The following is an 11,596-nucleotide window of genomic DNA, read 5'->3' as shown; positions in this document are numbered from 1 at the left end:
CGTTAGGCAACATGATTCGTTATCAACTCTATAAATCTACAGTCTGGATATTTGGTGTTGGTACTCTTCCGCGTGACGGGGTATGTACCCCGTCACTTACGTTTTGCCGACGGTGGCGTTTTTGAACCACGTTGAAACCCTACGAACGGGGCAACATGCCCCGTCCGGCTGGGTTAGCTGCTCAGAGCACAAACTGGGTTTCCCGGCTTCTTTTCTTTAGTTTAAGTATTGGACTTTTTCCAATTATCATTTTTATTCTGGGAATGCTGTTTGGCATATTATTTGATTGTAACCTTCAATCCCATAGTTGCACTTACCTTCCCGTCCAGGTCGAGAAACCGACTGTATTGGTACTTGGTTTATTGTTAATTTTTGGCTTTTCTGGCCTACCATTAACAATTCCTGCTGGAATCACCATTTTCATCATTGGGTTCATTCTTAACGGGGTGTCTAAAAAAACTAAAATTAAGTGGGTTTATGCAATTTTACTGCTACCTTTAATTTTGGTATTAATAAGCGCTGTAATATGGCTTTACAAATCTGTCATACTAAAACTCCTATAAGGGAAAGTATTTATGTGGCCTAACATGCCAGTCAAAGGGACGCGCCGGACGAAGGCGCTTTTGAAGGTTGGTCATTTATTTGGGTTCGTCGGCTTTATTAAACTTTGTCATCCGGCGCGCCCCTTACTTTTACGTTAGGCATTTCGGAAACGCATATATGGCTATCCTTGACTGGCTTAAAGAAATTCCATTGTCTGCCATCTATAAAGAACGGCTTGTTGATTCTGAAAAACAAATAGCGTTGCTCGAAAAGGAGAATGCTGCGCTTAAGCAGGAGAACACGGTACTTAAGGCGAGACTTGAAAAGGATGGGCGGACACACAAAAATAAGGTCATAAACAAAAGCACTCAAAGTCATAGCGGTCACCTCGGCGAAATTAAAGAAAAGTTATCGCTTATCCTGTCAAAGAAGGAAGCTTACGGGGATGGTGAAATTTCAAATATTTTAGGCGTTACGGAAAAACCGACAGTCAATCACTCTCACGGGCAAAGCAATCATGCACATGTGTCCTGATTTAGTTACCCCTTGTAGCCACGAAGGCTACGAATTCAAAAATGGCAACGTCGCGTACAGGGTTACACCCGATGGTGCTTTGGTAGTAAACCGCAGCTCGAAGGTACTCATCAAAGGGCAAGGCAAGTGGCAATGGTAAACATCCCGCTCAACCTCGCTCCTTTCAGTCGCTGGATGCTGCGTGATAAAGTCGCACTGCATCGTTTAGCTTATCGTTAGTCCCCCATGCACGTCGAGAAGTCTCGCTATGTCGATACCTGTGAACCTGACACCAATGGTCTCTACGAATGGCGATACGAATACGATCTCTACAGCTTCTCAGATGCGTCAATCTCCATAATCGCCCGTACTTACGTGTCAGAGCCAGATGCTGTGTACTTCCTGCATATTGAGCAAGGCTCACTACTTCGGGGCATCACACCTAAGGAGTTCAGTCTTCCTATCTTTCGTGAGGCTGTGGCATACCTTCGCGATGCTGGTTTCTGCCGTATTGAGTGGCTAGGCGTGTCAGGCTATGATCGTGTACCCGAGGTCTAACTCTTCGTTCCACCCGACGGTCTACAGTGGGTCTTCCGCGCTACGGAGTATGTTACCCCGTCACTCATGCTTTACCGACAGATGGGCTTTGGTACCACGTTGAAATCCTACGAACTGAGCAATATGCTAATACATATTTAAAATCAATATTTTACAGCTTTCCATGAGCTTGTCGAAGGGTTTCCTTAGTTTACAAACCAGTACCTTTTTTGATTAAAATTGTACATTAGCCCCAGTTTGTTTATAGTCGTTAACATCAGCAATCTTCGGTAATGTTTTCGATTTCATCTACGCTATCATCATGAATAAACAAATTTACCCCTTGTTAATCGCCCAGTTTTTGTCTGCGTTTGCCGACAATGCCATTTTGTTCACGGTGATTGCGATGGTGATGCACTCACATGAGTTAGCGACTTGGTACGTCCCTGCCTTGCAAAGCGCATTTTTAGTGGCGTTTGTGGTACTCGCGCCGTGGGTGGGTGGGTTTGCGGATAACCACGCCAAATCCAGGGTATTGATTATCGCCAATTTGATAAAGGCGGCGGGCGCAGTGCTTTTGCTCTGTAAGGTCGAACCGCTCCTGGCGTATTGTATCGTCGGTATGGGCGCGGCAGTTTACAGCCCCGCCAAATACGGCATCCTGCCTGAACTTGCAGGGCACGAATTCTTGGTGAAAGCCAATAGCTGGATTGAAGGCTCTACCATACTCGCCATCCTATTAGGCATGGTGGTGGGCGCGAAACTGGCGGATTACTCCGTAACGATGGCGCTTACATTAACCATAGCTCTGTTTATTGCTTCTGCCTTTATTACCTTGTTTTTACCTGTTCGTATTGCCAAAACAGAATCTTCGACATCCCAACTTATTGAATTCGGCAAACAAATAGGCCAATTTTTTACCACGCCACGTTCGCGTTTTGCCATTTTGGGTGCATCCTTATTTTGGGCATCGGCAGCCACGCTGAGGGTGATTATTGTCGCTTGGGCACCATTGGTCTTGATGTCGAAAAATGCCACCGAGATTGCCCAGCTCACCTTATTCCTCGCTGTTGGCATCATCGCAGGTTCCGCTATCGTCCCGCGCCTGATACCATTGGAACACCTGCGCCGCGCCAGAATCCCTGCCTACATCATGGCGGTGTTTATTTGCGTATTGAGCTTTACCGATAGCCTGTTACCGGCACGTTGTGTGTTGTTTGTTATCGGGATGATGGGGGGAATATTTATTGTGCCGATCAATGCCGCACTACAAGAACTAGGCCAACAAAGCATCGGCAGCGGCAGCGCGGTTGCGTTACAAAATTTTTTCCAGAACTTGGCGATGCTCGCCGCTGTCGGCACTTATACCTTTGCCACCGCGCACCAGGTTGATCCTGTTATGGCGATGCAAACTTTGGCTGTGTTGCTGTTTATCCTGACTTTTTTGGTATCCATGAAGTTACCGAAAAAAAATCGTAGGCCAGATTAGCGTAGCGTATAACCCGACAACATACTTCAAAAATACAAGAGCAGCCGATGAAACACAATATAATCAGTTTCGTTAAAGACGAAATATGGCTGTTACACGAACAAAAACTGCCGCCATTTAAAGCAGCAATCATCAAGTCGCTAAAAATAGCGCTGTTGTCTGCCCAAGGGTTTACCCGCGACCTGTGTCCGCTCAGGGCATCGGCATTAACATTATATAGCCTGTTGTCGATAGTGCCCGTCATTGCCATGCTGTTTGGTGTTGCCAAAGGCTTCGGTTTTGAGAAGACGTTGACGGAACGGTTGATTGAGCAAGCTCCTGAGCGAGATACGCTGGTATTACAGCTAATCAGTTTTGCACAAAACTTGCTTGACAGCACGAAAGGCGGGGTGGTTGCAGGGATTGGTATTGTCGTGCTGTTTTGGACTATTATCAGCCTGATTGGCAATATTGAAGAATCCTTCAACCACATCTGGAAAATACCTAGGGGGCGGCCATTAAACCGTAAATTTAGCGATTACTTATCCCTAATGTTGTTAGCTCCCATCATATTGATAGCGTCCAGCAGCATTACGGTACTCCTGAACACTGAGATAACCTGGTTAATAACCGTTATTGAATTACCGGAATTTGGTACGTGGCTGGTTATTAAAGCACTAGGCTTGCTGCCTTTACTGCTGATGATCGGTTTATTTACCTTTACGTTGATCTTTATGCCTAACCATAAAATCAGTTTCAGACCGGGGCTGATTGCCGGTGTGGTGACAGGTATTCTGTATTATCTGCTGCAATGGGCTTATCTCAGCCTACAGATCGGCGTGTCCAACTATAATGCCATTTACGGCAGCTTTGCCGCGTTACCCTTATTTGTCGTCTGGCTACAAGTGGGTTGGATGATCGTTCTGTTTGGTTGTGAGGTCGCATTTTTTCTGCAATATTATGAAAACTACCGGAACAATAACCGATTTTCCAACATCAGTTTTTCCCTGCAAAAAATCATTGCCCTGCAAATTACCCATTTGCTGGTCAAGAATTTTAGCCACTTGAATCAACCATTAACGGCAGATGACATAGCGGCAAGACTGCTTATCCCAATCGCCATTGTCCAGCCGATATTATTGAAATTAACGGCAAGCCATATCCTTGTCGAATTCAATATTCTCGAAGCAGAGGATGATGTTTACCAACCCGCCGTTGACACCAATATTTTGACGATTGCTTTTATAATTAATGCCTTAGAACAATGCGGTCAAAATAAGTTGCCTGATATTAACCAGGAATCACTGTTTATAGATGCTGCCAATGATTTCAGGAAATTAATGGAAACTTCTAAACAAAATTGTTTGTTGAAGGATATTTAAGGAAACCGCCGTAAACGTAATCATTCAAGCATTAAGATAATATCTTTTAGTTTTTTATAAAACAATGAACTAGAAGCCGTTCCTGCTTTACTAATTCTGGATTGCATTGCCTTCCAGTATAATTCCAAACACTTCTCCGATATTTCTTGAGTCATGCCCCAAAAAGCACCTTTCCAACGAGCAGCAGACGCACCTTCTTTGCCCACAAGTATCGTTAAATTCATTTTATACTGTTTAGTTCGCTTTCGGGGTCTACTGCTGTTGATGTTAATTTTTGAGACTGGGCAAGCGATAGGCAGTATCCTGGTACCCTATGCTATCAAAGCCATTATGGATGGTGTTGCCCAGAGTCCAAGCGGCGCAGTATTACAGAATCTGCATTATCCTTTACTGCTATTGGCAGGGTTAAACATTGCAGAAATACTGTTTAGCCGCGCCAGTGGTGCGGTATTGATTATCATGGGGCCACGCTTACGCCAGCGCACGACCAAAACTCTTTATGCCTATTTGCAATACCACGCACCGCGTTATTTTGGCAGTCATTTTGCGGGGGCTTTAGCCCATCGCATTAGTGAAACGGCAATGAGCGTCAACCACACAGTCTGGGCGGTGCTATGCGACTTTTGGCCTATATTGATTACCTTTGCCGTGTCCACTACCTTGTTGTTAAAAGTGCACCAAGGTTTAGGCTTAATGGTCGCAGGCTGGGTATTGGTCTACGTATTGCTTTCCTATTGGTTGGCAACGCGCTGTCAACCTTATGCACAGAGTTACGCAGCGACTCGTAGCCAGGTGAATGGCAAGATTGTTGATTCGGTCACCAATATTCTGAATGCCAAGTTGTTTGCACGGTTACAGTTTGAACGGGAATATCTAGACGGTTTTTTGGAAACGGAAGTGCAGACCGCACGCCGCACGTTTTGGTATATGGAGCGGGTACGTTGGTTTCAATTTATTTCCGCTGCATTATTGAAAGTGGGTACGGTGTATTATGCCTTAACCTTGTGGGACAGCGGTTTGATTAGCGTTGGTGATTTTACCATGTGCATTGGGTTGGCTTTATTGATCATTAGTGATGCCCGCAACCTATCGCGGCGGTTTTTGGAGTTTTTCGAATATGTGGGCAATATTGCGAATGGCTTGGACACCATCGTACAACAGCACGAGATTGTGGATGTACCTGGCGCATTGCCACTTAAGATCACGCGAGGCCGTATTGAATTCCGCAATGTGTGTTTCGGTTATGACCCTAAACAACTCGTTTTCGACAATTTTAATGTTGTGATTGAGCCGGGGCAGCGAGTAGGGCTCGTCGGATTTTCAGGTTCTGGTAAATCGACTTTTGTCGGTTTAATGCTGCGAAATTATGAGCCGCAAAGTGGGCAGATTCTAATCGATGGCATGGACATTACCCAGGTTCTGCAAGATTCGTTGCATGAACAGGTGAGTTTAATCCCGCAAGACCCCAGCTTGTTCCATCGCAGCCTGAAAGAAAACATCAGCTATGGCCGCTTGGAGATTGACGATGAGGCCATCGAAACTGCGGCATGTTTGGCACATGCCGATGAATTTATTCGCAACATGCCTGAAGGCTATAGCTCTTTGGTAGGTGAGCGCGGCGTGAAATTATCCGGTGGGCAACGTCAGCGAATTGCGATTGCGCGGGTGATTTTAAAAGATGCACCCATCCTGATTTTGGATGAAGCCACTTCTAGCTTGGATTCAATCACTGAGAAAACCATCCAAGAAAACTTGGATCGCGCCATGGGTCGTAAAACGGTCATTGCCATTGCACACCGTATGTCTACGATTGCCCATTTGGATCGGATTTTAGTGTTTGATCAGGGACGTATTGTCGAAGATGGCGAACACAGCCAACTCTTGGCTCGGCAAGGTTTGTATCATCGCTTGTGGAGTATGCAGGCTGGCGGTTTCTTACCGGATGAAGCGGAAATTGAATCCAGTGGGCTGTGACATTGTCCTAATTCGTAGCTGTAGGATTGTTTCAAATAAAAAACCGCCCCGAAGGGCGGCAAGTTAAATCATGAAGCCAATACCAGAATATTTTGTCAAATCAGGCAATTAACACTTTTCCCTGTTTGCGTTTACCAATCCCTGCCAAGCCTACCAGGGCTGAACCAAACAACCAGACCGCTGCTGGGATAGGTGTGGCCGCCGTCATCGCGAACGCTGCCGCATCGGAGCTAAAATTGTATCCGCTACCATTATGAGACCAAAACGAATAGGGATTACCTGCACCATTGCCCCAGATATTGATTTCAAGCCCGTTGCCAACAAATAACAAGCCATACCAATCGAGGTCTATAGCTGAGCCGTTATAGGTCATATTGTCGAATATAAACGCATTATAGGGACTATATGTTGGCGATACACCACCAGAAAACAACACATAAGTACCCATATCCGCTCCACTGGTCATAACCAGAGAGCCGCTGGTCGCAAAACCAGTTGCATCAGTCACTAAAGAGCCGCTACCAACGTTTGAACCCGCAGCAACATTAAATGAGTAGGTTGCAGCATTGGCGGTGGTATACAAACAAGCCAATACTACTAGTGCAATAATTTTTTTCATGATTCTTATCCCTATTAAAAAGTGAATAACGCAGTTTGTCCTTTTCATTCCTGGTTGCGTGAATCCTTGCCCAACTAAATCCTGTTCCGATGGAAATTCAGCTCTTGTTATGCTGCTTTCCAGTTGCTAAAAATTATACGTACTGCTCAGAATAATTTCTGTGAACCAGGTATCAATCGGTAGCTTTTTAATGTGATATGAGTCTCAAATTTGGAAGTAATACGGGCTTTAGCGATGACTATGTTGCACAAACTATCGAGTGGATGTGACGATTCACCACACTGGCTGTCTTATTTTTGTGTGAATCAGTGATACCAATTGCCAGCGACGCAAGTTTGCTTGTACAGCAGGAATGAGTTTTTTGAATTAGCTGAGATTCCCTGATGATTAGGGATGCAATGAGGTATTTGATAAAAAGCTGCGTTAATCGTGTGTAAGCCCTACACTATGTCAAAGACTGGGTATGTATCCAGTTTGGTGCTGTGTTTCTGCGATGGATTAAACAATTGTGTGAACCGGTTCGGATAACCAGAAAAAATAGTGTGACCTGCCTCCCTATTTATCATGCACTTATAGCACAATTGTGGGGTTCTGCTAGTATCAGTACCATCAAAAACCCCCAGATTCATTGGACGAAACCTGCCGCAAGACATCAATCGGCACTGGAAAGGCGCGTCCAGGGGCTTACCTTTTAAAGCAAATCCCAAGACCGATTACCGGATTGACCGACAGGTGGGGAAACCCACAAACCTAAACCACCTTATGCCGCTTATGTAAGGGTCTAGGTGTTCATACGGATAGGCAGGGTGGCTTTTTTAATACACTGCCGCACAATTTGATTGGCGGATGCCTTGTGCGAACGTATGACTGGATTGAGCCGATAGCCGACCGCTATGGAGCGGTAGGGGATGGTTAAGGCTAGAAACAAGATTAATTAATGCTAAAAATGATTTGTCAGGATCTATTTTATGAAACAAAGGCGTAGTTTAGTGGTTAAACAAATTCCTTCGGTCGATACCCGATGGTTATTACATCTTACTGTCTTGCAACTTTGAAAAATGAGGTCAGGAATGAATAAAGGAAATTACATAAACAAACTCACGCCAACCCAACGATATTTTATCTTTGGTTTTTTGGAGTTGGCATGTTTAGCTCTGCCAAAATGCAAAGGCAATGTCTCTTGGCGTGAAGAAGTCAAGTTACGAACAGGTGAAGTGATAACCGTTGAACGAACAGCCTTGCATATGTGTGGTGGGGGCGACTGAGTATCAGGAAGCCAAAGTAGTTATCCGATTCAATATAGTATCCGATTTAATGATCCATTCAATAAAGGCAAGTCTATTGAATGGCAATCGCAAAAAAAGGATTTAACAACTGCTGGCAATGCCGAACTTCCTTTAGTGTTTGATTTAACTGATTCAAAAACTTGGGTTATCTATACGCTTCGTGGGGTAGGTGAACGTTGCATTCGCTATGTGCCTTATCAGTTTGAGCAAGATAAATGGGTAGAAAAACCATTAACCGATCAACGTATTCCTGTACTTGGCAGCAATTTATATTTATCAGCTGATAGAAATTCTTTGAGTGGCATCGTTGAGCTTGCAGAAAAAGAAATAAGCCGTGCAAGTGTTGTATGGGTTTACAGGCAAGTAGGTTCATATCAGTTATCACCAAAATACTTTGAAGCAGAAAACCGAAGTCAAGTACCGCCGTTAAACAACAAAAAACGTTGCGTCTTTGATGAAGCTAGCCAAATTTACAAAATGATTTCAGCAGATGGAGATAAAAAATGACCGAACTTGAATTAATGTGACTTGCTTCTCAAGTATATAACGCTTCAGAAATTAATAGTCTTCCTAAGCCAAATGGTTGGACAGCGATAGCATACAATCCTGATTATAATTTTTCTGGCTTCTCGGCGGGTGCTTATAAAAATGGCAACCAAATTGTTATTTCTTACACAGGAACTAACAACGGCGTTGATTGGTTATACGGTAACTCAGCTGCTACTGGACAGCTTCCATCGTAGCAAGTCTATGAAGCCATGCGCTTTTATCTGGATATTAAAGCCGCCAATCCTGGGCGACATTCAGTTTTACTGGTCTTCTCTGGGTGGTGGTCTGGCATCATTGATGGCGGTATTTTTTGATACGCCTGCAACCGTATTTGATGAAGCTCCTTTTCAGCTTACTGCGCTTAACTCAATAATTCTGTCCGCTTTAGAACTAAGCTTATTGGCTGGGGGTTATACTGATCTTGATTTTGCAACCTATAATCTGTCTTTGGGAGTACTATTCCCGTTCCGGGAGAGTAATGTTAACCATATTTATTTGGAAGGTGAAATATTAGCGCCTATAAGATTTGCTTTTCCCACAATATCCGCTTCGGACACTAACATTTCAATGGGAGATTCAAACTTAAGTGCGCTTAATCGACATTCGATGGCTTTGATGACAGCCATGCAGGTAAACGAAGATTTCGCTACACTGATACGCGAATTACCTAATTTCGGCACCTACTTAACGGATTCAAATTGGTTTGGTAACGATTCACGCTCATCTGCACCAGATCTATTAAAGATGTTACTAAATGAGCAATACAATCAAGGAATAAACAATGGAAAACTGGCTCAATTTATTGCCGAGATAAATGCCTTGCGCGGCAATGACGGGGTTGCACAAAATAACGTCCTGATACAAGATGCCTTGATGGCAACGGTAATGAATTATTACTCCAACAAAGCACTTTCTGCTGCCAACAACTTGTTTACGCTGATAGGCAATAGCCTTAATTTCAAATATAGCGACATTGGCACTGAAAAACATTGCTCGTTCCCAAGCTTCCGGCTTGGGAATGTTGTTTTGCAAGCTCTTGCTTGCTTTATTTGGCTTGAAGCTAGAGCTTCAAATTAGGGGTTCCCAAGCTGGAGCTTGGGAACTAGCATAGTTTGAGAACGAGCTGCCTACCCTATCTTTTCCCGCTTTGCCGAACCATCTGCAATCTGGCAATCCTCCAACGAACACATCGGGGTATTCGCGCAGTTAATCCCTGCTTCATTGATGGCTTTTTGCATGGCGGCTATTTGTTCATCAAGCGAATTAATATGGTCGAGCATGTGGTTGATGGCATAAGCGACAGGGTCGGGCATGTCGGCGGTCATGCCGTAAGCATCAAAGCCCATTTTGCTGGCAATTTTGTCACGCTCGGTTTTTTTCATTTGCGCTTCGGGCTCTTTGTCCAGCTCAGGGTTGCTATCCAGCCAGCCGTATTGCGGTTTGTCTGCCTTAGCTTGCATATCAATGACATGACCTGGGATGCCGACTACCGTTGCACCCGCCGGTACGGCTTTAAGAATCACCGAGTTTGAGCCAATACGTGCACCCGCCCCAATTTCAATCGGCCCCAGCACTTTAGCACCCGCACCTATGACGACACCATCATGCAAAGTAGGATGGCGTTTACCTTTGTTCCAGGTCGTGCCGCCCAGCGTAACGCCGTGGTATAAAGTGCAATCATCGCCAATAATAGCGGTTTCACCAATCACCACACCCATACCGTGGTCGATAAAAAACCGCCGTCCGATTTGTGCGCCGGGATGAATTTCAATACCCGTCAACCAGCGGCTGATATGCGAAATAATTCGCGCCAGCAATTTAAACCCTGCATTCCAACAGGCATGGCTGATACGGTGTATTTGCACGGCATGAAATCCTGGGTAAGCCGTCACGACTTCCAGTACCGATTGGGCGGCGGGGTCACGTCCAAATACACAGGCTATATCTTCTTTTATCCGTTCTAACATTATTGGCTCCGCTTTGTTTTAGCTTTGTTGCCTTGCGACATTCTTAAAATACCTCTAAGTATATCTAGTTCCTTACTATCCATTTGATTCCGATTATAAATTCGGCGCAAACGCCGCATGATAGAATTTGACTTATCGGGGTGCATAAAACCTATATCCACCAAAGCCTCATGCAAATGACCATAAAAAGATTCCATTTGTTCAGCCGTAGCGAGCGGAATGTCGCCTTTATCACCGATTTTGTTGGTTTCCTGAACGCCTGCAGCTACAAATAATTCATAACAAATGACTTGCACGGCGGCGGCGATATTCAGGGAACTGTATTCGCTGTTGCAGGGAATCCGCAGCAAGTGGTGACATAAGTCCAATTCGTGATTTTTCAAGCCCGAATTTTCCCGGCCAAACAGGATAGCGACCTGATTGCCCGGTTCATGGATGACGATTTTCTCCGCGCATTCACGCGGTGTTAGCTCAGGCCAGCTTATCGTCCGGCAACGCGCACTCGCCCCTAACACCAACTGGCAATCGGCAATGGCTTCCGGCAAAGTCTCGTAAATCTTGACAGAAGCCAGGATGTCATCCGCACCTGAAGCCCTTGAAGTCGCCTCGGCACTCGGAAAAATTTTGGGATTGACCAGGCAAAGATTACCCATCGCCATATTCTTCATCGCCCTGGCGACCGCGCCGATATTGCCGGGATGCGAGGTTTCGACCAATACAATCTTGATATTAGAAAGAAACGCTTCCATTGTTTAAAA

12 protein-coding genes are annotated in these 11,596 nt (G+C 44.9%); 7 read left to right on the top strand and 5 right to left on the bottom strand.

Going from position 1 to position 11,596, the window contains the following annotated elements; translation table 11 throughout:
- The first annotated feature begins 720 nt into the window (after nucleotides 1–720).
- The 4 genes from AC1YY3_RS06560 to AC1YY3_RS06545 all read left to right on the top strand — a co-directional run bounded on the left by AC1YY3_RS06560 (nucleotide 721) and on the right by AC1YY3_RS06545 (nucleotide 4,443).
- Nucleotides 721–1,077 carry a hypothetical protein gene (locus tag AC1YY3_RS06560; protein WP_481823445.1) on the top strand — a complete coding sequence of 119 codons (357 nt, stop codon included), beginning with the start codon at nucleotides 721–723 and terminating at the stop codon, nucleotides 1,075–1,077.
- Nucleotides 1,067–1,216, top strand: coding sequence for a hypothetical protein (locus tag AC1YY3_RS06555; RefSeq protein WP_481823444.1), 150 nt, complete (start codon nucleotides 1,067–1,069; stop codon nucleotides 1,214–1,216). The genes AC1YY3_RS06560 and AC1YY3_RS06555 overlap by 11 nt, the downstream gene beginning before the upstream one ends.
- Before the next feature lie 699 nt (nucleotides 1,217–1,915).
- On the top strand, nucleotides 1,916–3,082 hold the full coding sequence (gene lplT / locus AC1YY3_RS06550; protein ID WP_481823443.1) for a lysophospholipid transporter LplT: 1,167 nt from the start codon (nucleotides 1,916–1,918) through the stop codon (nucleotides 3,080–3,082).
- 47 nt (nucleotides 3,083–3,129) lie between these two features.
- A complete protein-coding gene (locus AC1YY3_RS06545; RefSeq protein ID WP_481823442.1) occupies nucleotides 3,130–4,443 on the top strand; it encodes a YihY/virulence factor BrkB family protein in 1,314 nt (437 codons plus the stop codon).
- Nucleotides 4,444–4,463: 20 nt separating this feature from the next.
- Here the strand turns inward: AC1YY3_RS06545 and AC1YY3_RS06540 are convergent, their stop codons facing one another.
- Nucleotides 4,464–4,667, bottom strand: a complete 204-nt coding sequence (locus AC1YY3_RS06540) for a hypothetical protein (RefSeq protein ID WP_481823441.1) — start codon at nucleotides 4,665–4,667, stop codon at nucleotides 4,464–4,466.
- A gap of 40 nt (nucleotides 4,668–4,707) precedes the next feature.
- On the opposite strand from AC1YY3_RS06540, the gene AC1YY3_RS06535 reads away from it, so the two are divergent.
- The gene (locus tag AC1YY3_RS06535) at nucleotides 4,708–6,417 is read left to right on the top strand and encodes an ABC transporter ATP-binding protein (RefSeq protein WP_481823440.1); all 1,710 of its coding nucleotides are present in this window, start codon (nucleotides 4,708–4,710) and stop codon (nucleotides 6,415–6,417) included.
- Between the two features lie 100 nt (nucleotides 6,418–6,517).
- On the opposite strand, the gene AC1YY3_RS06530 is transcribed toward AC1YY3_RS06535, so the two are convergent.
- Together AC1YY3_RS06530 and AC1YY3_RS06525 are read right to left on the bottom strand one after the other, a co-directional pair.
- Nucleotides 6,518–7,036, bottom strand: a complete 519-nt coding sequence (locus AC1YY3_RS06530) for a hypothetical protein (protein WP_481823439.1) — start codon at nucleotides 7,034–7,036, stop codon at nucleotides 6,518–6,520.
- A 781-nt stretch (nucleotides 7,037–7,817) separates the two neighbouring features.
- Complete coding sequence (locus tag AC1YY3_RS06525; RefSeq protein WP_481823438.1) at nucleotides 7,818–7,964, bottom strand: hypothetical protein; 147 nt, start codon at nucleotides 7,962–7,964, stop codon at nucleotides 7,818–7,820.
- Nucleotides 7,965–8,436: 472 nt separating this feature from the next.
- Between AC1YY3_RS06525 and AC1YY3_RS06520 the strand changes: the two genes are divergently transcribed.
- Both AC1YY3_RS06520 and AC1YY3_RS06515 read left to right on the top strand, forming a co-directional pair.
- The gene (locus tag AC1YY3_RS06520) at nucleotides 8,437–8,829 is read left to right on the top strand and encodes a hypothetical protein (protein WP_481823437.1); all 393 of its coding nucleotides are present in this window, start codon (nucleotides 8,437–8,439) and stop codon (nucleotides 8,827–8,829) included.
- A gap of 339 nt (nucleotides 8,830–9,168) precedes the next feature.
- Entirely contained in the window at nucleotides 9,169–9,948 is a 780-nt protein-coding gene (locus AC1YY3_RS06515) for a hypothetical protein (RefSeq protein WP_481823436.1), read from the top strand.
- A gap of 50 nt (nucleotides 9,949–9,998) precedes the next feature.
- Here AC1YY3_RS06515 and cysE read toward each other — a convergent pair whose 3' ends face one another.
- Nucleotides 9,999–10,838, bottom strand: a complete 840-nt coding sequence (gene cysE / locus AC1YY3_RS06510) for a serine O-acetyltransferase (RefSeq protein ID WP_481823435.1) — start codon at nucleotides 10,836–10,838, stop codon at nucleotides 9,999–10,001.
- A complete protein-coding gene (locus tag AC1YY3_RS06505) occupies nucleotides 10,838–11,587 on the bottom strand; it encodes an RNA methyltransferase (RefSeq protein ID WP_481823434.1) in 750 nt (249 codons plus the stop codon). The genes cysE and AC1YY3_RS06505 overlap by 1 nt, the downstream gene beginning before the upstream one ends.
- Nucleotides 11,588–11,596 lie beyond the last annotated feature (9 nt).

The sequence above is a fragment of the Methyloglobulus sp. genome, assembly GCF_964779595.1.
The sequence above is the reverse complement of the archived record's forward strand: the minus strand, read 5'-3'. Positions and strand labels throughout refer to the sequence as shown.